This window comes from Pseudomonas sp. RW407 (assembly GCF_003176655.1).
Taxonomy (GTDB): domain Bacteria; phylum Pseudomonadota; class Gammaproteobacteria; order Pseudomonadales; family Pseudomonadaceae; genus Pseudomonas; species Pseudomonas delhiensis.
In genome coordinates this window covers 702,331-721,409 of record NZ_QGSL01000107.1, presented here as the reverse complement: position 1 = coordinate 721,409, position 19,079 = coordinate 702,331, and the positions used below count along the sequence as shown (strand labels likewise).

Sequence of the window (19,079 nt, the reverse complement as noted above, 5' to 3'; positions counted from 1 at the left end):
CCATGGACCTGCAGATAGACGACTTCTACAAGGATGCCGCCGCCGGGATGCTCCTGCTCTACCAGGCCTTCCCGCGCAAGGTCACCCTGTACGTGGAAGACCTCATCGGCCGCGAGGAGCACGACGAGTTCGGCCTGCCCAGCAAGCGCCACCAGGCCTGCCTGGGCGCGTTGCTGTGGCTGGCCGAGGAAGGCTACCTGCGCTACGACGACTGCATCCGCCACGAAGCCCTGGACCAGGCCGTGCTCAGCGAAAAGGGCTTCCTGCGCCTGAGCCGTGCCCTGCCCCGCGGCAGCGCCGACGATCCGCAGCTGCCCGCCAGCGTGCGCCGCCAGCAGGCCACCCTCGCGCAGCAATTGCGCGACGCGCTGGCCGATGGGCACGGCGAGCGCATCTCGCGCCTGGCCCGGATACTCTTCGAGTACGCTGGCGTGGAAAAAGAGACATAGTTTGAAATAGTCCCCACGTTGAATCGCCTAGGGGCCGACCGCATATACCCCGCATAATCCAGCCCGGCCCCGGAGCGCGCACGCCCGGGGCATCGGCGTGCCCCTGCGCGCCGTGCGCCCAAGTCGCGAGGAGAAGTCTTACCCATGATGCGCATCCTGCTGTTCCTGGCCACCAACCTGGCGGTCGTGCTCGTCGCCAGCATCACCCTGAGCCTGCTCGGCTTCAACGGGGTCATGGCCGCCAACGGCATCGACCTCAACCTGCAAGCGCTGCTGGTCTACTGTGCCGTCTTCGGCTTCGCCGGCTCGATCATCTCGCTGTTCCTGTCCAAGTGGATGGCCAAGACCACCACCGGCACGGAAATCATCAGCCAGCCGCGCACCCGCCACGAGCAGTGGCTGCTGCAGACCGTCGAGCAGCTCTCGCGCGAAGCCGGCATCAAGATGCCCGAGGTGGGGATTTTCCCGGCCTACGAGGCCAACGCCTTCGCCACCGGCTGGAACCGCAACGACGCCCTGGTGGCCGTCAGCCAGGGCCTGCTCGAGCGCTTCTCGCCGGATGAAGTGCGCGCGGTGCTCGCCCACGAGATCGGCCACGTGGCCAACGGCGACATGGTCACCCTGGCCCTGGTGCAGGGCGTGGTGAACACCTTCGTCATGTTCTTCGCGCGCATCTTCGGCAACTTCGTCGACAAGGCGGTGTTCAAGACCGAGGAAGGCCGCGGCCCGGCCTACTACATCGCGACCATAGTCGCGGAGCTGGTGCTGGGCATCCTCGCCAGCATCATCGTCATGTGGTTCTCGCGCCGCCGCGAGTTCCGCGCCGACGCCGCCGGCGCCCACCTGGCCGGCAGCAACGCGATGATCGCCGCGCTGCAGCGCCTGCGCGCCGAACAGGGCGTGCCGGTGCACATGCCCGACAGCCTGACCGCCTTCGGCATCAACGGCGGGCTCAAGCATGGCCTCGCCGGCCTGTTCATGAGCCACCCGCCGCTGGAAGAACGCATCGAGGCGCTGCGCAACGCGCGCTGATCGCGCCGATAAAGCAGAAGGGCGGCCCGGGGCCGCCCTTCTGCTTTTCAGTCCCGGTGCAAGCGGAACACCACTTCTTCCAGGCGCTTCACCCCGCGGTCGAGGAACTTCCAGTTCTCGCCCAGCACGTCCAGGCGCTCCAGTTCCACGACCTGCCACTGCGAAAAGCGCGCCCTCACTTCATCCGCCAGCACCGCGAACGGCGGCCCGGACATCTGCTCCTGGGGGTATTCCAGGGTGACGAGCAGACCCTCCAGCGGCCGCGGCAGGATGGCGGCCAGGTGCCGCGCGTAGTCCTCGCGCATGTCCGACGGCAGGGCGATGAGCGCGGCCCGGTCGTAGAGCGCCTGGCAATCGGCCAGGTGTTCGGCCGCCAGGTCGAAGAAATCGCCCTGGAGGATCTCGACGTTGCCATGCCGATAACTGCGCAGCGCACCCCGCTGCTCCACCTCGGGCTGCCAGCCCTGCTCGGCGAAGAAGTCCTTCACCGCGCGCTCGGCCAGCTCCACCCCCAGCACCCGGTAGCCCTGCTCCGCCAGCCAGACCAGGTCGCGCGACTTGCCGCACAGCGGCACCAGCACCCGCGCGCCCCGCGGCAAGGCCAGCATCGGCCAGTGGCGAACGAGGTAGGGGTTGACCTCGGCGAGGTGGAAACCGATTTCGTTGCGCGACCAGCGCGCCTGCCAGAAGTCTTCGTGCATGGGCTCCATTCCTGCTGCGGTGCAGGCCGGATTGCCTGCACGGAATCGACGGAGCGGCTCCGCCGGGTGCCCATGATCGCCCAGCGGGGCGTCTGCCGCTAGCGACCGCGCAGCAACGCCGGCCGCAGCGGCCAGTGCAGCCAGCCGTGGCGCACGGCCGGCTCATGCCGCTCGACCACCCCCAGGCTCACCCTCCCCGAGCGGATGCGGCGAACGATGAGCTCGGTACCGTCGGCGAGCACGAGACGGTCGCCTTCCCGGAGGATCAGCTCTTGCCTGAAGGTTTGCATGGATGGGACCTCGAACGCTGGAAACGACGACTGCATCGCGGGGCGCGCAGTATCTCCGCCCCCACCCCTCAGTCAAAGAGAAGCAGGCCGCAACTTGCTGTAGCTCTTTTCAGAGGATAGATGGCTTTGCGACGCAGCCTGCAAAACCACCTCGGCAACCGTCTTCGCCGAAGGCAGACAGTGGCTTGGAGCGGCCACTGGCCATCCAGGTTCAACCCGATCGTCGCCTCGGGCACAGCCTGGCAGCATCGAATTAACGGATGGTTATGGTCGAAAACCCATACTGGATTTCGATCTATCGCAGCGGGAACATAACGCCATCACTTTGGAGGTGTTCCATGCTCCCTACCCTGTTCATATCCCACGGCTCCCCCATGCTGGCGCTGGAACCCGGCGCCAGCGCGGCGCCGCTCAAGCGCCTGGCCGACGAACTGCCCCGGCCGAAGGCGATCCTGGTGGTATCGGCGCACTGGGAAACGCCGGACCTGCGCATCACCGCCAGCCCGCGGCCGGAGACCTGGCATGACTTCTACGGCTTCCCCCGCGCCCTCTACGAGGTCCAGTACCCCGCCCCCGGCGCGCCCGAGCTGGCCCGGCGGGTCGTCGAACTGCTGGCCAGCCGGCAGATCCCGGCCAGCCTCGACGCCGAGCGCCCCCTGGACCACGGCGCCTGGGTTCCACTGAGCCTGATGTACCCGGCCGCGGACATCCCGGTGCTGCAGCTGTCGCTCCCCAGCCGCCTCGGCCCGCGCCTGCAGGACCACGTCGGCAAGGCCCTGCGCCAGCTGCGCGAAGAGGGCTTCCTGCTGATCGGCTCGGGCAGCATCACCCACAACCTCGGCGAACTGGACTGGCACGCCGGCCCCGACGTGGTCGAGCCCTGGGCCCGGGCCTTCCGCGACTGGATCGTCGAGAAGCTCGCGAGCGAGGACGAGGCCGCGCTTCTCGACTATCGCCAGCAGGCCCCGTCGGCAGCGCGCAACCACCCCAGCGAAGAACACCTGCTGCCGCTGTACTTCGCCCGCGGCGCCGGCGGCCCCGCCATGCGCGTCGAGCACGCCGGCTTCACCCTGGGGGCGCTCGGGATGGATATCTACCGTTTCGGTTGAGGCTCGCCACGGCGGGAAAGATGGATTGTGCCGTGGTGATGGGTATCGCTTCGTCAACCCATCCTACGTAGCGGCCCCGTAGGGCGCATAACGCCTGCGGCGTTATGCGCTGATCGACTTACGGATGGGAATGTCGGGCTTCAAGACACCCTGTAGGAGCGGGCCCTGCCCGCGATTCGCGCGCAGGGCGCGCTCCTACATGGGGATGGCGTAGGTATGCGGCGGATACGAAAAAGGCGGAGCAGGTCACCCTGCTCCGCCTTTTCTCACAGCCGATGGATCAGTACTTCTCGACCTCTGCCTTGTCGCTCAGTTGACGACGGAAAGCGGCGAAGTCTTCCTGGCCGCTGCGCGAGGCGAGGAACTGGCGGTACATGGCCTTCTCCTGGTCGCTCAGGGTGGCGCCCGGCTCGCTGACGCCGTTCAGGCGCACCAGCACGTAGTCGCCATTGCCCAGGGTCACACCGGCGAAGGTCGGTTGCCCGGCCTTGGCCGGACGCGCCATGCGGAACACTTCCTGGAGCAGCAGCGGGTCGACGCCCTCCTGGCCACGGGAAGCGGCTTCCACCACTTTCCAGGTCTGGCCGTTCTGGGCCTGGGCCAGCGGCGTCTTGCCATCGCGCAGGCCTGCCAGCAGGGCTTCGCCCTGAGCCTTGGCGGCGTCGGCGGCATGCTGGCGCTGCAGCACTTCGCGGATGGAAGCGGTGACTTCCTCCAGGGTCTGCTGCTGCGGCTTATGGTGCTCCTTGACGCGCAGCACAACCACGGTCTCCGGGTCCAGCTCGATGGCGCCGCTGTTGGCGCCGTCTTCCAGCACCTCGGTGCTGAAGGCAGCCTGGATGACCTGGCGGTTGGCGGCGACGCCCTCGCCGCCTTCGCGGCCGAAGGGCTTGCTGGTCTCGACCTTCAGGCCCAGTTCCTGGGCCGGCTGGGCCAGGTCGGAGGCCTCGTAGGCGGAGCTTTCCAGCTGCTTGGTGGCGTCGACGAAGCGCTGCTCCACCAGTTGGCTCTTCAGGTCCTGTTCCAGCTTGGGCTTCAGGCTGGCGAAGCTCGGGACTTCCGGCGCCTGCACGCCGAGCAGCTTGACCAGGTGCCAGCCGTACTGGGTACGCACCGGCTCGGACACGTCGCCCTTGGCCTTCAGGCCATAGAGCGCATCCTCGAAGGCCGGGTCGTAGACGCCACGGCCGGCGTAACCCAGGTCACCGCCATTGCCGGCGGAGCCGATGTCGTTGGACTGCTCCTTGGCCAGCTTGGCGAAGTCCTCGCCCTTGGCCAGGCGCGCCTTGATCTCCTCGATCTTGGCCTTGGCCTGGGCATCGCTCTGCTTGGCGTTGACCTCGATGAGGATGTGCGCGGCGTCGCGCTGCTCGGAGAGGCCGGCGACTTCCTTCTGGTACTGGGCCTGCAGGTCCTCGTCCTTGGCGACGACCTGGTTGAAGAAGGACGACTTCTTCAGCTCGATGTAGTCGATCACCACCTGGTCCGGGCTCATGAACTCGGCCTTGTGGGCGTCGTAGTAGGCTTTGATGTCGGCATCCTCGACCTTGGCCTTGGACGGATCGGCCTTGAAGGTCAGGGTGGCGAAGTCGCGGGTCTGCTTCTCCAGGCGGGCGAAGGCCTGCAGTTCGTTGTCGGTGACGAAGCCGGAACCGGCGATGCCGGCGCGCAGTTGGCCGATGAGCATTTCCTGCTCGAGCATCTGGCGGAACTGCATGCGGGTGTAGCCGTTCTGGCGCAGTGCCTGGTCGAACTTGTCGGAGTTGAACTTGCCGTCGAGCTGGAACTCGGGGGTCAGCAGGATCAGTTGGTCGACCTGCTGCTGGGTGAAGGAGAACTTGTCGTTCTGTGCAGCCTGGAGCAACAGCTTGCGCTCGATCAGGCCCTTGAGTGCGGCGTCCTTGAGCAGCTTGTCGTCCAGGGTCGAGGCATCGAAGTCCTTGCCCAGGCGCTGCTGCAGCTGGCGGCGCTGCATTTCCTGAGCCTGCTGCAGCTCGGGGATGCTGATGTCGTCGCCATTGACCTTGGCAGCGACATTCTCGTGATGGGTAGCCCGGATGATGGCATCGAAACCGGTCAGCGCCATCAGCACGACGATGACACCGATGATGGTCTTGGCGATCCAGCCCTGGGAATTGTCCCTGATGTTTTGCAGCATGCGGCCCCCAAAAGCGGCCACGCACCTGCCGTCAGTGGCGGCGAGGCGTGGGTATTTAATATGCGGATATGAGAAAGGCGCATCCGAGGATGCGCCTTCTCGTAACGGGCGGAGCTAGCGAGCCTTGGCCCGCGACCCCCGGCGATGCAGGATGGTAACCCATCCCGAGCGCCGCTCCGCGGCCGATCCGACGCTAGGTCGGACCGGACAGGTCAAGACCGGAAAGACGCTTAGTTGACAGCATCCTTCAGGGCTTTACCGGCTTTGAAGCCCGGGATCTTAGCGGCAGCGATCTTGATCGGCTTGCCGGTTTGCGGGTTGCGACCGGTGCGGGCAGCACGCTCTTTGACAGCGAAGGTGCCGAAGCCAACCAGTACGACGGAGTCACCCGCCTTCAGGGCGCCAGTGACGGACTCGATTACCGCGTCCAGAGCGCGACCGGCAACAGCTTTCGGGATATCAGCAGATGCGGCAATTGCATCGATCAGTTCCGACTTGTTCACTCTAAGTCCCCTTATTTCTGTTGAGTATGTTTCTATGTGTTAGGTGTAAGCAAAAGCAGGTGCTGGTTTGCCAACTGACAAAGCGAGTGCCGCTTTATAACAAGGGCCCAAAAACAGTGTCAAGAAAGCCCCCCGGCTAATGCGTGCTGATTCGCTCCTTGGAATCAGACTCGCGTTTTTCATCCTTTGCAACCATCTCGGGAGCCGCATCGGGCAAGGGCTCCGGCGTGTATTGCAGCGCAATTTGCAGGACCTCGTCAATCCATTTAACCGGTTTAATAACGAGATCTGCCTTAATGTTATCCGGAATTTCCTTGAGATCACGGACATTTTCTTCCGGGATGATCACGGTTTTGATTCCCCCGCGGTGGGCCGCCAGAAGTTTTTCCTTGAGCCCGCCGATGGCCAGCACCTGGCCGCGCAGGGTGATCTCGCCGGTCATGGCGACGTCCGCGCGCACCGGGATCTGGGTGATCGCCGAGACCAGCGCGGTGCACATGCCGATGCCGGCGCTGGGGCCGTCCTTGGGCGTGGCGCCTTCCGGGACGTGGATGTGGATATCGTGTTTTTCGTGGAAGTCCGCCGGAATTCCCAGACTTTTCGCACGACTACGAACGACGGTCAGCGCTGCGGTAATGGACTCCGCCATCACGTCGCCCAGCGAACCGGTCTTGGTCAGCGCACCCTTGCCGGGGACGATGGCCGACTCGATGGTGAGCAGTTCGCCGCCCACCTGGGTCCAGGCCAGCCCGGTGACCTGGCCGATCTGGTCCTGCTGCTCGGCCAGGCCGTAGCGGAACTTGCGCACGCCCAGGTAGTTCTCGAGGGTCTCGGTAGTCACCTTGGCCTCGATGCGCCGGGCCTTGGTCCCCTCCTTCACCGCCTTGCGGCAGACCTTGGCGATCTGCCGCTCCAGGCTGCGCACGCCCGCCTCGCGGGTGTAGTAGCGGATGATGTCGCGGATGGCCGCCTCGTCGAAGGTCAGCTCGCCCTTCTTGAGACCATTGGCCGCAGTCTGCTTCGACACAAGATATTTCGAGGCGATGTTGACCTTCTCGTCCTCGGTGTAGCCCGGCAGGCGGATGACTTCCATGCGGTCCAGCAGCGGGGCCGGGATGTTCATGGAGTTGGCCGTGCAAAGGAACATCACGTCCGAAAGGTCGTAGTCCACTTCCAGGTAGTGGTCGTTGAAATTGTGGTTCTGCTCCGGGTCCAGCACTTCCAGCAGGGCCGAGGCCGGGTCGCCGCGCATGTCGCTGCCCATCTTGTCGATCTCGTCGAGCAGGAACAGCGGGTTGCGCACGCCCACCTTGGTCATCTTCTGGATCAGGCGGCCGGGCATGGAGCCGATGTAGGTGCGGCGGTGGCCGCGGATCTCGGCCTCGTCACGCACGCCACCCAGGGCCATGCGCACGAACTTGCGGTTGGTGGCGCGGGCGATGGACTCGGCCAGCGAGGTCTTGCCCACGCCGGGTGGGCCGACCAGGCAGAGCACCGGGCCCTTGACCTTCTTCACGCGCTTCTGCACGGCGAGGTACTCGAGGATGCGCTCCTTGACCTCGTCCAGCCCGTAGTGGTCGGCATCGAGGATGTCCTCGGCCTTGGCCAGGTCGTGGCGCACCTTGCTCTCGGCCTTCCACGGCACGTTCACCAGCCAGTCGATGTACGAGCGCACCACAGTGGCCTCGGCGGACATCGGCGACATCTGCTTGAGCTTGTTCAGCTCGGCGTTGGCCTTGGCCAGCGCCTCCTTGGTCAGGCCGGCGGCGTCGATGCGCTTCTTCAGTTCCTCGACCTCGTTGTGGCCCTCGTCGATGTCACCCAGTTCCTTCTGGATGGCCTTCATCTGCTCGTTCAGGTAGTACTCGCGCTGGCTGCGCTCCATCTGCTTCTTCACGCGGCCGCGGATGCGCTTCTCGACCTGCAGCAGGTCGATCTCGGCATCCAGCATGGCCAGCACGTGCTCGACGCGGGCGGCCAGCTCGGTGATCTCGAGGATTTCCTGCTTCTGCTCGATCTTCAGGGCCATGTGCGCGGCCATGGTGTCGACCAGGCGGCCCGGCTCGTCGATGCTGTTCAGCGACGACAGCACTTCGGCCGGGACCTTCTTGCCCAGTTGCACGTACTGCTCGAACTGGCTCAGCAGGCTGCGGATGAAGACCTCGGACTCGCGCTCGCCGACCGGCGCCTCGTCGATGATCGACACTTCGGCGCGGCAATGGGCGTCCTCGTCGATGAAACGCTCGACATGGCCACGCTGCTCGCCCTCCACCAGGACCTTCACGGTGCCGTCGGGCAGCTTCAGCAGCTGCAGCACGGTGGCCACGGTGCCCATGCGGTACAGGCCGTCTTCGCCCGGGTCGTCGTCGGCGGGGTTCTTCTGCGCCAGCAGGAGGATCTGCTTGTCGCTGGTCATCGCGGCCTCCAGGGCCTCGATGGATTTCTCGCGCCCCACGAACAGGGGAATGACCATGTGCGGATAGACCACTACGTCACGCAGGGGAAGCAGGGGCAACTCGACGAGTGTTTTCATGATATTCGGCTCTACAGCGGCACTTGGCCAAAAAAGATGGGGTTAGACCCTTGGGCCTAAGATGGGGTTAGGCCAGGGAAAAAACAAGCGCGGTAGACGGGAAGGAAAAAGGGGGCCCGAAGGCCCCCTTTTCTTTTATGCCTCAGGCGCAGCCTTGGCAGGCTGCTCGCTGTTCTCGTAGATCAGCAGGGGCTGGGACGAGCCGTCGATGACGCTCTCGTCGATGACCACCTTGCTGACCTCGGTCTGCGAGGGGATTTCGTACATGGTGTCGAGCAGGATGCCTTCGAGGATCGAGCGCAGGCCACGGGCGCCGGTCTTGCGCTCCAGGGCCCTGCGAGCCACGGCCTTGAGGGCGTCCGGGCGGAACTCCAGGTCCACGCCTTCCATCTCGAACAAGCGGGCGTACTGCTTGGTGAGGGCGTTCTTCGGCTCGGTGAGGATCTGCATCAGCGCCGCCTCGTCGAGTTCGTCGAGGGTGGCGATGATCGGCAGGCGGCCGACGAATTCCGGGATCAGGCCGAACTTGACCAGGTCTTCCGGCTCCACCTCGCGCAGCGCCTCGCCGACCTTCTTGCCCATGTCCTGGCTGCGAACCTCGGCACTGAAGCCGATGCCGCCCTTGGTGGAGCGGTTCTGGATGACCTTTTCCAGGCCGGCGAACGCGCCACCGCAGATGAACAGGATGTTGCGGGTATCGACCTGCAGGAACTCCTGCTGCGGGTGCTTGCGGCCACCCTGGGGCGGAACCGAGGCGACGGTGCCTTCGATCAGCTTCAGCAGGGCCTGCTGCACGCCTTCGCCGGACACGTCACGGGTGATGGACGGGTTGTCCGACTTGCGCGAGATCTTGTCGATCTCGTCGATGTAGACGATGCCCATCTGGGCCTTCTCTACGTCGTAGTCGCACTTCTGCAGCAGCTTCTGGATGATGTTCTCGACGTCCTCGCCCACGTAACCGGCTTCGGTCAGGGTGGTGGCGTCGGCGATGGTGAAAGGCACGTTCAGCAGGCGCGCGAGGGTCTCGGCGAGCAGGGTCTTGCCCGAGCCGGTCGGCCCGATCAGCAGGATGTTGCTCTTGCCCAGCTCGACGTCGTCCTTGCGGTCGCGCTGATTCAGGCGCTTGTAGTGGTTGTAGACCGCTACCGCCAGGGTTTTCTTCGCACGTTCCTGGCCGATCACGTACTGATCGAGGATGGAACGGATCTCTTTCGGCGCCGGAAGCTTGTGCGCGCTACTCTCCGCCTGTGCTTCCTGCACCTCCTCGCGGATGATGTCGTTGCACAGGTCGACGCACTCGTCGCAGATAAAGACCGAGGGGCCGGCAATCAACTTGCGCACTTCGTGCTGGCTCTTGCCGCAGAAGGAGCAATACAGCAGCTTGCCGTTGTCCTCGCCGTTGCGGGTGTCAGTCATTAGATCGTTCCAGTCGGATAGGCTTGAAACACAAGATGAAGGCAAATGCGGGCATTTTCAAGCCCGCGAAACGGCCGGTCGCCCGGCCGTGTTCGAGCGGAAAGACTCAGGCGGCCGAGGGGCGCTGAGTGTAAACCTGATCGATCAGACCATACTGCACCGCTTCCTCGCCGCTCATGAAGCGGTCGCGGTCGGTGTCGCGGGCGATCACGTCCAGCGGCTGGCCGGTGTGGTGCGCCAGCACCTGGTTCAGGCGCTCCTTGATGAAGAGGATTTCCTTGGCGTGGATCTCGATGTCCGAGGCCTGGCCCTGGAAGCCGCCCAGCGGCTGGTGGATCATCATCCGCGAGTGCGGCAGGCAGTAGCGCTTGCCGGCGGCGCCGCCCGCGAGGAGCAGCGCGCCCATGCTGCAGGCCTGGCCGACGCAGATGGTCGACACGTCCGGCTTGATGAACTGCATGGTGTCGTAGATGGACATGCCGGCAGTCACCGAACCGCCCGGCGAGTTGATGTACAGGTGGATGTCCTTGTCCGGGTTCTCGGCTTCGAGGAACAGCAGCTGGGCCACCACCAGGTTGGCCATGTAGTCCTCGACCTGGCCGACCAGGAAGATGATCCGCTCCTTCAGCAGGCGCGAATAGATGTCGTAGGAACGCTCACCGCGGGCGGACTGCTCCACCACCATCGGCACCAGGCCACCGGCGGCCTGGATGTTCGGAACTTGCGGCATGAAGGTATTCGGCATGTCCGACGATCACTCCCTAATGAAATAGATATGTCTCAAAGACATAAGCCAGCCCGAGGGCTGGCTTATGACGATCGAACGAAGGGTTGGATCAGGCCGCTACAGGAGCTTCAGCAGGCTTGACCGCGTCTTCGTAGGATACCTGCTTATCGGTCACTTTGGCCTTCTGCAGGACAGTATCTACAACTTGTTCTTCCAGTACAACCGAGCGCACTTCGTTCAGCTGCTGGTCGTTCTTGTAGTACCAGGCGACCACTTGCTCGGGCTCCTGGTAGGCCGAAGCCATCTCTTCGATCATCTCGCGAACGCGGGCTTCGTCGGCCTTCAGCTCGTGCTGCTTGACCAGCTCGGCGACGATCAGGCCCAGGACCACGCGGCGCTTGGCCTGCTCTTCGAACAGCTCGGCCGGCAGTTGCTCGGGCTTGATGTTGCCGCCGAACTGCTGGACGGCCTGCACGCGCAGACGGTTCACTTCGTTGCCGATCAGGGCCTTGGGCACGTCGATCGGGTTGGCGGTCACCAGACCTTCCATCACCTGGTTCTTCACCTTGGACTTGATGGCCTGGCGCAGCTCGCGCTCCATGTTCTTGCGGACTTCGGCGCGGAAGCCTTCCAGGGTGCTTTCCTTGATGCCGAACAGGGCGAAGAACTCTTCGGTCAGTTCCGGCAGCTTGGGCTCGCTGACGCTGTTCACGGTGACGCTGAACTCGGCGGCCTTGCCGGCCAGGTCGAGGTTCTGGTAGTCCTCGGGGAAGTTCAGGGTGAGCACGCGCTCTTCACCGGCCTTGGCGCCGACCAGGCCTTCTTCGAAGCCCGGGATCATGCGGCCGGAGCCCAGCACCAGCAGGGTGCCCTTGGCCGAACCGCCGGCGAAGGCTTCGCCGTCGATCTTGCCGACGAAGTCGATGTTCAGCTGGTCGTCGTTCTGCGCGGCGCGCTCGACGGCCTCGAAGCGGGTGTTCTGCTTGCGCAGGATTTCCAGCATGTTGTCGACGTCGGCGTCGGCCACGTCGGCCTGCAGGCGCTCGACCTCGATGCCGTCGAAGCCGGCGACCTGGAATTCCGGGAAGACTTCGAAGGTGGCCACGTATTCCAGGCCCTTCTCCTTCTCGAATACCTTCGGCTCCACCGACGGGGCGCCGACCGGGTTCAGCTTCTGCTCGACCACGGCTTCGTAGAAGGTTTCCTGGATCAGGTCACCGAGGGCTTCCTGACGAGCGGCGGCTTCGTAGCGCTGGCGGATCACGCTCATCGGCACCTTGCCGGGACGGAAGCCGGGAACCTTGGCGCGACGAGCGGTCTGCTGCAGACGCTTGTTGACTTCGGTCTCGATGCGCTCGGCCGGCACGCCAACGGTCATGCGGCGCTCAAGAGCGGAGGTGCTTTCAACGGAAACTTGCATGGATATTCCTCGTGGCACAGACGTAAGCCGGTCCTTCCGGCTCCCAGAATCAAGGGCAAGCATTCTAGTCACAAGAAATGCAGAAGTCACCCAGGCTGAAAGCGGCGGAAATACTCGGGCTGCGAGAGCTTCTGGAAAAGAATGGTGCGGACGGAGAGACTCGAACTCTCACAGCTTGCGCCACCGGAACCTAAATCCGGCGTGTCTACCAATTTCACCACGTCCGCAGGGAACCGCAGAAACGAAAACGCCAGGCTCTAGGCCTGGCGCTTCGGAATATGGGGTGGACGATGGGAATCGAACCCACGACACCAGGAGCCACAATCCTGTGCTCTACCAACTGAGCTACGCCCACCATATTACACGCTTTACCGCACGCCATAATGGCGCACCCGGCAGGACTCGAACCTGCGACCATCCGCTTAGAAGGCGGATGCTCTATCCAGCTGAGCTACGGGCGCTTTAGTGGCTGCAACCCTTGCTAAGCAGATCAGCGGAAACCACTGAACCGGTTTGCACCGCCTGCTGTTCTTGCTTCAGGCTGTGCTCGGCAAGCGGGGCGCATGTTAGCGACGAGCCCTACCCTCGTCAACGGTTTTTTCAAAAAAATTTCAAAGAGATAAAGGAGTTACGGCAAATCAGCGGACACCCGCCTTTGCCTTATGTGGGCGGCGTGCGAAAATGCGCGTCCTTTTTTCCCCGTCTCTATGGTTGCTCCTCCGACATGACCGCAAAACTGATCGACGGCAAAGCGATCGCCGCCAGCCTCCGCCAGCAGATAGCCCAACGCGTCGCCGAGCGCCGCCAGCAAGGGCTGCGCATCCCCGGCCTGGCGGTGATCCTGGTCGGCAGCGATCCGGCATCCCAAGTCTACGTCGCGCACAAGCGCAAGGATTGCGAGGAAGTAGGCTTCCTGTCCCAGGCCTACGACCTGCCGGAAAGCACCACCCAGGAAGAACTGCTGGCCCTGATCGACCGCCTGAACGCCGACCCGGCGATCGACGGCATCCTGGTGCAGTTGCCCCTGCCCGCCCACCTGGACGCCTCGCAGTTGTTGGAGCGCATCAATCCGGACAAGGACGTGGACGGCTTCCACCCGTTCAACGTCGGCCGCCTGGCCCAGCGCATCCCGCTGCTGCGCCCCTGCACCCCGAAGGGCATCATGACCCTGCTGCAGAGCACCGGCGCCGACCTGTACGGCATGGACGCGGTGATCGTCGGCGCCTCCAACATCGTCGGCCGCCCCATGGCCCTGGAGCTGCTGCTGGCCGGTTGCACCGTGACCGTCACCCACCGCTTCACCCGCGACCTGGCCGAGCACGTGCGCCGCGCCGACCTGGTGGTGGTGGCAGCCGGCAAGCCGGGCCTGGTCAAGGGCGAGTGGATCAAGGAAGGCGCCATCGTCATCGACGTCGGCATCAACCGCCAGGCCGACGGACGGCTGGTGGGCGACGTGGAATACGAGGTGGCGGCCGAGCGCGCCAGCTGGATCACCCCGGTGCCGGGCGGCGTAGGCCCCATGACCCGCGCCTGCCTGCTGGAGAACACCCTGTACGCCGCGGAAGAGCTGCACAAGTAACCAGCCCTGCCCCGACGCAGAAAAGGCCGCATCAGCGGCCTTTTTTCATGGCGAAACCATTGCCTCCCGGCAACCTGTAGGAGCAGGCCCTGCCTGCGATTCGCGCGCAGAGCGCGCTCCTACAGGGGATAGCGCGCCGGAACGCCCGGCCATCGCGGACAAGGTCCGCTCCTACGCTGCGGGCGGGCGCGGCTTCTCGTAGGAGCGAGCTTGCTCGCGAATGAGCCCCGCAGCGGAGTCCGTTCGCGAGCAAGCTCGCTCCTACGAAGAGCATCTCGGCGCGGCCGGCGAGGCAGAAAAAAGGCCGCATCAGCGGCCTTCCTTCATTTCAACGGCGGCTCACTCGGCCAGGCGCCAGGTGGTGCCGCCCTTGCCGTCTTCCAGGACCACGCCCATGGCGGTCAGCTCGTCGCGGATGCGGTCGGACTCGGCCCAGTTCTTCGCCGCGCGGGCTTCCAGGCGGGCCTGGATCAGCGCTTCCACCTGGGCGGCGTCGACCTTGCCGGCGGCGCCGGCCTGGAGGAAGGCATCCGGCTCAAGCTGCAGTACGCCCAGCAGGCCGGCCAGCTCGCGCAGCTTCGCCGCCAGGGCCGCCGCGCCCTGCAGGTCGGCCTCGCGCAGGCGGTTGACCTCGCGGGCCATCTCGAACAGCACGGCGACGGCCTCGGGGGTGTTGAAGTCGTCGTCCATGGCCGCGGCGAAACGCTCGGCGAAGGCTTCGCCGCCGGCCGCCTCGGCCTCGGGCAGGCCGCGCAGCGCGGTGTAGAAGCGTTCCAGCGCGCCCTTGGCTTCCTTGAGGTTGTCCTCGGAATAGTTGATCGGGCTGCGGTAGTGGCTGGACACCAGCAGGAAGCGCACCACCTCGGGGTGGTACTTCTCCAGCACCTCGCGGATGGTGAAGAAGTTGCCCAGGGACTTGGACATCTTCTCGCCGTCCACGCGCACCGCGCCGGCGTGCATCCAGGTGGCCGCGTAGGGCTTGCCGGTGGCCGCCTCGCTCTGGGCGATCTCGTTCTCGTGGTGCGGGAACACCAGGTCCGGGCCGCCGCCGTGGATGTCGAAGGTCTCGCCCAGGCAGCAGGTGGACATCACCGAGCACTCGATGTGCCAGCCCGGACGCCCGGCCCCCCAGGGCGACGCCCAGCTCGGCTCGCCCGGCTTGGCGGCCTTCCACAGGACGAAGTCCAGCGGGTCTTCCTTGGATTCGTCGACCTCGATGCGCGCGCCGATGCGCAGGTCCTCGATCTTCTTGCGCGACAGCTTGCCGTAGCCGACGAACTTGCCGACGCGGTAGTAGACGTCGCCGTTGCCCGGCGCGTAGGCGAAGCCCTTGTCGATCAGCGTCTGGATCATCGCGTGCATGCCGGCGATGTGGCCGGTGGCGCGCGGCTCGATGTCCGGGCGCAGCACCGACAGGCGCGCCTCGTCCTCGTGCATGGCGGCGATCATGCGCTCGGTCAGGGCGTCGAAGGGCTCGCCGTTCTCCTGGGCACGACGGATGATCTTGTCGTCGATGTCGGTGATGTTGCGCACGTAGGTCAGCTCATAGCCGCGCTGGCGCAGCCAGCGGGCGATGACGTCGAAGGCGACCATGACGCGGGCGTGGCCGATGTGGCAGAAGTCGTACACGGTCATGCCGCACACGTACATGCGCACCTGGTTGCCCACCAGCGGCTGGAAGGGTTCCTTGACCTTGCTCAGGGTGTTGTAGACGGAAAGCGCCATTTACTGCCCCCAGGAATCGCGCAGGGTCACGGTGCGGTTGAAGACCAGGGCGCCGGCCTTGGAATCCTTGCTGTCGGCGCAGAAGTAGCCTTCGCGCTCGAACTGGAAGCGCTCCTCGGCGCTGGCGCTGGCCAGCGACGGCTCGGCGCGGCAACCCTTGAGCACCACCAGCGAATCCGGGTTGATGTTGTCGAGGAAGCTGCCGCCCTCTTCCGCTTTTTCCGGGTTGGCCGAGCGGAACAGGCGGTCGTACAAGCGCACTTCGCACTCCACGCTCTCGGCGGCCGGCACCCAGTGGATCACGCCCTTGACCTTGCGGCCTTCCGGGTTCTTGCCCAGGGTGTTCTCGTCGTAGCTGCAGCGCAGTTCGACGATGTTGCCGGCGGCGTCCTTGACGGCTTCGTCGGCGCGGATCACGTAGCTGCCGCGCAGGCGCACCTCGCCACCGGGGACCAGGCGCTTGTAGCCGGCCGGCGGGACTTCCTCGAAGTCACCGGCGTCGATGTAGATCTCGCGGCCGAACGGCAGCACGCGCACGCCCATGTCCTGCTTCGGGTGGCGCGACAGCTCGAGGTTCTCGACCTTGCCCTCGGGGTAGTTGGTGATCACCACCTTCAGCGGCTTGAGCACGCACATGGCGCGGGCGGCGTTGGCGTCCAGGTCCTCGCGGATGGCGAATTCCAGCATGCCGATATCCACCACGCCGCCGGCGCGGTTCACGCCGATCATGTCGCAGAAGTTGCGGATCGAGGCCGGGGTATAGCCGCGGCGGCGGTATCCCGAGAGGGTCGACATGCGCGGGTCGTCCCAGCCGCTCACATGGCCTTCGTCGACCAGTTGCTTGAGCTTGCGCTTGCTGGTGATGGTGTAGTTCAGGTTCAGCCGGGCGAATTCGTACTGGCGCGGCTGGGCCGGCACCGGCAGGTTGGCCAGGAACCACTCGTACAGCGGGCGATGGTCCTCGAACTCCAGGGTGCAGATGGAGTGGGTGATGCCCTCGATAGCGTCCGACTGGCCGTGGGTGAAGTCGTAGCTGGGGTAGATGCACCACTTGTCGCCGGTCTGGTGGTGATGGGCGTGGCGGATGCGGTAGAGGATCGGGTCGCGCAGGTTGATGTTCGGCGAGGCCATGTCGATCTTCGCCCGCAGCGACTTGGCGCCGTCGGGGAACTCGCCGGCCTTCATGCGCGCGAACAGGTCGAGGTTCTCCTCCACCGAGCGCTCGCGGTAGGGGCTGTTCCTGCCCGGCTCGGTCAGGCTGCCGCGGTACTGGCGCATCTCCTCGGCGTTGAGGTCGCAGACGAAGGCCTTGCCGGCCTCGATCAGGTCCACCGCCCAGGCGTGCAGCTGGTCGAAATAGTTGGAGGCATAGCGCACCTCGCCGGCCCACTGGAAGCCCAGCCACTTCACGTCGGCCTCGATGGCGTCGATGTATTCCTGGTCTTCCTTCGCCGGGTTGGTGTCGTCGAAGCGCAGGTGGCAGTCGCCGCCGAAGTCACGGGCCAGGCCGAAGTTCAGGCAGATCGACTTCGCGTGGCCGATGTGCAGGTAGCCGTTGGGCTCCGGCGGGAAGCGGGTGACGATCTTCTGGTGCTTGCCGCTGTCCAGGTCTGCCTGGACGATGGGGCGCAGGAAGTTGGCGGCGACAGTGGCTTCTTTCGAATCGGCGGTGGGCTTGCTCATGGTGTCCTTGATCGTTACTGACGTTCAGCCAGGGTAGGCCGGCCAAACCAAAGCGCTTATCATAGCCGAAGCTGTCAACCCCCTGACAGGCCTTCGATTTTCCCGACAGAGTGGAATCCCCTCATGATCAAGCTGCACACCAACCATGGCGTCATCACCCTGGAACTCTTCGAAGACAAGGCCCCGGAGACCGTGGCCAACTTCAAGGAGTACGTGAAGAGCGGTCATTACGACAACACCATCTTCCACCGCGTGATCAACAACTTCATGATCCAGGGCGGCGGTTTCGAGCCGGGCATGAAGCAGAAGAGCACCCGCGCCCCGATCAAGAACGAAGCCAACAACGGCGTCGGCAACAAGGTCGGCACCGTCGCCATGGCCCGCACCATGGAGCCGCACTCGGCCAGCGCGCAGTTCTTCATCAACGTCGCCGACAACGACTTCCTCAACCACAGCGCGCCGACCGTGCAGGGCTGGGGCTACTGCGTGTTCGGCCAGGTCGTGGACGGCATGGACGTGGTCGACAAGATCAAGGGCGTGGCCACCACCATGCGCGCCGGTCACCAGGACGTGCCCAGCGAAGACGTGATCATCGAGAAGGCCGAGATCGTCGAGTGAGTCGATGAGCGTCCTGTTCATCTCGGACCTGCATCTGGAAGCGGAACGCCCGGACATCACCCGGGCGTTCTTGCATTTCCTCCGCAGCCGCGCCAGCCAGGCCGAAGCCCTCTACATCCTGGGCGACTTCTTCGAGGCCTGGATCGGCGACGACGGCATGGACGGGTTCCAGCACTCCATCGCCCGCGCCCTGCGCGAGGTGGCCGACGGCGGCACGCGCATCTACCTGATGCACGGCAACCGCGACTTCCTCATCGGCAAGGCGTTCTGCCGCGAGGCCGGCTGCACCCTGCTGCGCGATCCCAGCGTCATCGCCCTGAACGGCGAGAAGGTGCTGCTGATGCACGGCGACAGCCTGTGCACCCTGGACGCCGGCTACATGAAGCTGCGCCGCTGGCTGCGCAACCCGGTCTCGCTGTTCATCCTGCGCAACCTGCCGCTGTCGAAACGCCACCAACTGGCGCGCAAGCTGCGCAAGGAAAGCCGCGCGCAAACGCGGATGAAGGCCAGCGAGATCGTCGACGTGACGCCGGAAGAGGTGCTGAAGGTCATGCGCGAGCATGGCGTGCGCACCCTGATCCACGGCCACACCCATCGCCCGGCGGTGCACGAACTGCAGCTCGACGGCCAGCGCGCACGGCGCATCGTCCTCGGCGACTGGGACCGCCAGGGCTGGGCCCTGCAGGCCGATGCCAACGGCCTGGAACAGGCGCCTTTCCCCCTCGACGCAGAGCCGTCCGACCACTGACGCGAATCAAGTTCATGGCCCCGGGCCAGCAGCTATGCTCAAGCTATCCATAGCCAAACCGCCCGGGACCACCATGAAAAGACACCTGCTGCTCGCCGCTTGCCTGCTCGCCCTCGCCGGTTGCTCCAGCGAGTACATCATCAGCACCGCCGATGGCCAGATGATCACCACCGACAACAAGCCGAAGCTGGACAAGGCCAGCGGCATGATCCGCTTCGAGGACGCCGAGGGCCGGGAACAGATGATCCCGCAGTCGCAGATCCGGCAGATCATCGAGCGCTGAAGGCGCACGGGGCACGGGCGTCATCCGCCTATCGCGGACGGAGTCCGCTCCTACAGTTCCAGGGGGCACGATCGTAGGAGCAACTGTCTTGCGCCCCGCGCCGAT

17 protein-coding genes and 3 tRNA genes are annotated in these 19,079 nt (G+C 65.0%); 7 read left to right on the top strand and 13 right to left on the bottom strand.

Going from position 1 to position 19,079, the window contains the following annotated elements:
- Nucleotides 1-2: 2 nt before the first annotated feature.
- Nucleotides 3-449, top strand: a complete 447-nt coding sequence (locus DK254_RS27330; RefSeq protein ID WP_109936339.1) for a hypothetical protein — start codon at nt 3-5, stop codon at nt 447-449.
- A gap of 144 nt (nt 450-593) precedes the next feature.
- Nucleotides 594-1,481, top strand: coding sequence for a protease HtpX (htpX, locus tag DK254_RS27325; protein ID WP_089391677.1), 888 nt, complete (start codon nt 594-596; stop codon nt 1,479-1,481).
- 47 nt (nt 1,482-1,528) lie between these two features.
- On the opposite strand, the gene DK254_RS27320 is transcribed toward htpX, so the two are convergent.
- Together DK254_RS27320 and DK254_RS27315 are read right to left on the bottom strand one after the other, a co-directional pair.
- Nucleotides 1,529-2,182, bottom strand: a complete 654-nt coding sequence (locus tag DK254_RS27320; protein ID WP_109936338.1) for a thiopurine S-methyltransferase — start codon at nt 2,180-2,182, stop codon at nt 1,529-1,531.
- A gap of 98 nt (nt 2,183-2,280) precedes the next feature.
- On the bottom strand, nt 2,281-2,472 hold the full coding sequence (locus DK254_RS27315; protein WP_146219654.1) for a hypothetical protein: 192 nt from the start codon (nt 2,470-2,472) through the stop codon (nt 2,281-2,283).
- 338 nt (nt 2,473-2,810) lie between these two features.
- Here DK254_RS27315 and DK254_RS27310 point away from each other — a divergent pair, with 338 nt between their 5' ends.
- Nucleotides 2,811-3,581, top strand: coding sequence for a class III extradiol ring-cleavage dioxygenase (locus DK254_RS27310; protein ID WP_109936336.1), 771 nt, complete (start codon nt 2,811-2,813; stop codon nt 3,579-3,581).
- A 280-nt stretch (nt 3,582-3,861) separates the two neighbouring features.
- Here DK254_RS27310 and DK254_RS27305 read toward each other — a convergent pair whose 3' ends face one another.
- The 9 genes from DK254_RS27305 to DK254_RS27265 form a co-directional block, all read right to left on the bottom strand.
- Nucleotides 3,862-5,739, bottom strand: a complete 1,878-nt coding sequence (locus tag DK254_RS27305; RefSeq protein ID WP_109936335.1) for a SurA N-terminal domain-containing protein — start codon at nt 5,737-5,739, stop codon at nt 3,862-3,864.
- Nucleotides 5,740-5,969: 230 nt separating this feature from the next.
- Nucleotides 5,970-6,242, bottom strand: coding sequence for a nucleoid-associated protein HU-beta (hupB, locus tag DK254_RS27300; RefSeq protein WP_003087931.1), 273 nt, complete (start codon nt 6,240-6,242; stop codon nt 5,970-5,972).
- 136 nt (nt 6,243-6,378) lie between these two features.
- Nucleotides 6,379-8,775 carry an endopeptidase La gene (lon, locus tag DK254_RS27295; RefSeq protein WP_109936334.1) on the bottom strand — a complete coding sequence of 799 codons (2,397 nt, stop codon included), beginning with the start codon at nt 8,773-8,775 and terminating at the stop codon, nt 6,379-6,381.
- Between the two features lie 135 nt (nt 8,776-8,910).
- Nucleotides 8,911-10,191 carry an ATP-dependent Clp protease ATP-binding subunit ClpX gene (gene clpX / locus DK254_RS27290; RefSeq protein WP_109936333.1) on the bottom strand — a complete coding sequence of 427 codons (1,281 nt, stop codon included), beginning with the start codon at nt 10,189-10,191 and terminating at the stop codon, nt 8,911-8,913.
- A 106-nt stretch (nt 10,192-10,297) separates the two neighbouring features.
- Nucleotides 10,298-10,936: an ATP-dependent Clp endopeptidase proteolytic subunit ClpP gene (gene clpP / locus DK254_RS27285; protein ID WP_009623460.1), complete on the bottom strand. Its 639-nt coding sequence runs from the start codon at nt 10,934-10,936 to the stop codon at nt 10,298-10,300.
- A gap of 91 nt (nt 10,937-11,027) precedes the next feature.
- Nucleotides 11,028-12,338 carry a trigger factor gene (gene tig, locus DK254_RS27280; RefSeq protein ID WP_109936332.1) on the bottom strand — a complete coding sequence of 437 codons (1,311 nt, stop codon included), beginning with the start codon at nt 12,336-12,338 and terminating at the stop codon, nt 11,028-11,030.
- A gap of 142 nt (nt 12,339-12,480) precedes the next feature.
- Nucleotides 12,481-12,565, bottom strand: a tRNA-Leu gene (locus tag DK254_RS27275).
- A 52-nt stretch (nt 12,566-12,617) separates the two neighbouring features.
- A tRNA-His gene (locus DK254_RS27270) sits at nt 12,618-12,693 on the bottom strand.
- A 29-nt stretch (nt 12,694-12,722) separates the two neighbouring features.
- Nucleotides 12,723-12,799, bottom strand: a tRNA-Arg gene (locus DK254_RS27265).
- Between the two features lie 263 nt (nt 12,800-13,062).
- Between DK254_RS27265 and folD the strand changes: the two genes are divergently transcribed.
- Entirely contained in the window at nt 13,063-13,917 is an 855-nt protein-coding gene (gene folD, locus DK254_RS27260; protein WP_109936331.1) for a bifunctional methylenetetrahydrofolate dehydrogenase/methenyltetrahydrofolate cyclohydrolase FolD, read from the top strand.
- Nucleotides 13,918-14,256: 339 nt separating this feature from the next.
- Here the strand turns inward: folD and cysS are convergent, their stop codons facing one another.
- Both cysS and DK254_RS27250 read right to left on the bottom strand, forming a co-directional pair.
- Nucleotides 14,257-15,642 carry a cysteine--tRNA ligase gene (cysS, locus tag DK254_RS27255; protein ID WP_109936330.1) on the bottom strand — a complete coding sequence of 462 codons (1,386 nt, stop codon included), beginning with the start codon at nt 15,640-15,642 and terminating at the stop codon, nt 14,257-14,259.
- A complete protein-coding gene (locus DK254_RS27250) occupies nt 15,643-17,325 on the bottom strand; it encodes a glutamine--tRNA ligase/YqeY domain fusion protein (protein ID WP_109936329.1) in 1,683 nt (560 codons plus the stop codon).
- A 123-nt stretch (nt 17,326-17,448) separates the two neighbouring features.
- Here DK254_RS27250 and DK254_RS27245 point away from each other — a divergent pair, with 123 nt between their 5' ends.
- From DK254_RS27245 to DK254_RS27235, 3 genes are all read left to right on the top strand, one after another.
- Nucleotides 17,449-17,943: a peptidylprolyl isomerase gene (locus DK254_RS27245; RefSeq protein ID WP_089391687.1), complete on the top strand. Its 495-nt coding sequence runs from the start codon at nt 17,449-17,451 to the stop codon at nt 17,941-17,943.
- A gap of 4 nt (nt 17,944-17,947) precedes the next feature.
- The gene (gene lpxH / locus DK254_RS27240; RefSeq protein WP_109936328.1) at nt 17,948-18,691 is read left to right on the top strand and encodes a UDP-2,3-diacylglucosamine diphosphatase; all 744 of its coding nucleotides are present in this window, start codon (nt 17,948-17,950) and stop codon (nt 18,689-18,691) included.
- Nucleotides 18,692-18,764: 73 nt separating this feature from the next.
- A complete protein-coding gene (locus tag DK254_RS27235; protein ID WP_089391689.1) occupies nt 18,765-18,974 on the top strand; it encodes a YgdI/YgdR family lipoprotein in 210 nt (69 codons plus the stop codon).
- The last annotated feature ends 105 nt before the right edge of the window (nt 18,975-19,079 follow it).

Bases quoted from the DNA above. Each gene is read 5' to 3' on its own strand.
- cysS (WP_109936330.1), bottom strand. From the start codon at position 15,642: ATGGCGCTTTCCGTCTACAACACCCTGAGCAAGGTCAAGGAACCCTTC.
- lon (WP_109936334.1), bottom strand. From the start codon at position 8,775: ATGAAAACACTCGTCGAGTTGCCCCTGCTTCCCCTGCGTGACGTAGTG.
- htpX (WP_089391677.1), top strand. From the start codon at position 594: ATGATGCGCATCCTGCTGTTCCTGGCCACCAACCTGGCGGTCGTGCTC.
- DK254_RS27235 (WP_089391689.1), top strand. From the start codon at position 18,765: ATGAAAAGACACCTGCTGCTCGCCGCTTGCCTGCTCGCCCTCGCCGGT.
- DK254_RS27310 (WP_109936336.1), top strand. From the start codon at position 2,811: ATGCTCCCTACCCTGTTCATATCCCACGGCTCCCCCATGCTGGCGCTG.
- DK254_RS27320 (WP_109936338.1), bottom strand. From the start codon at position 2,182: ATGCACGAAGACTTCTGGCAGGCGCGCTGGTCGCGCAACGAAATCGGT.
- DK254_RS27315 (WP_146219654.1), bottom strand. From the start codon at position 2,472: ATGCAAACCTTCAGGCAAGAGCTGATCCTCCGGGAAGGCGACCGTCTC.
- DK254_RS27250 (WP_109936329.1), bottom strand. From the start codon at position 17,325: ATGAGCAAGCCCACCGCCGATTCGAAAGAAGCCACTGTCGCCGCCAAC.
- DK254_RS27330 (WP_109936339.1), top strand. From the start codon at position 3: ATGGACCTGCAGATAGACGACTTCTACAAGGATGCCGCCGCCGGGATG.
- tig (WP_109936332.1), bottom strand. From the start codon at position 12,338: ATGCAAGTTTCCGTTGAAAGCACCTCCGCTCTTGAGCGCCGCATGACC.
- clpX (WP_109936333.1), bottom strand. From the start codon at position 10,191: ATGACTGACACCCGCAACGGCGAGGACAACGGCAAGCTGCTGTATTGC.
- DK254_RS27245 (WP_089391687.1), top strand. From the start codon at position 17,449: ATGATCAAGCTGCACACCAACCATGGCGTCATCACCCTGGAACTCTTC.
- folD (WP_109936331.1), top strand. From the start codon at position 13,063: ATGACCGCAAAACTGATCGACGGCAAAGCGATCGCCGCCAGCCTCCGC.
- clpP (WP_009623460.1), bottom strand. From the start codon at position 10,936: ATGCCGAATACCTTCATGCCGCAAGTTCCGAACATCCAGGCCGCCGGT.
- DK254_RS27305 (WP_109936335.1), bottom strand. From the start codon at position 5,739: ATGCTGCAAAACATCAGGGACAATTCCCAGGGCTGGATCGCCAAGACC.
- lpxH (WP_109936328.1), top strand. From the start codon at position 17,948: ATGAGCGTCCTGTTCATCTCGGACCTGCATCTGGAAGCGGAACGCCCG.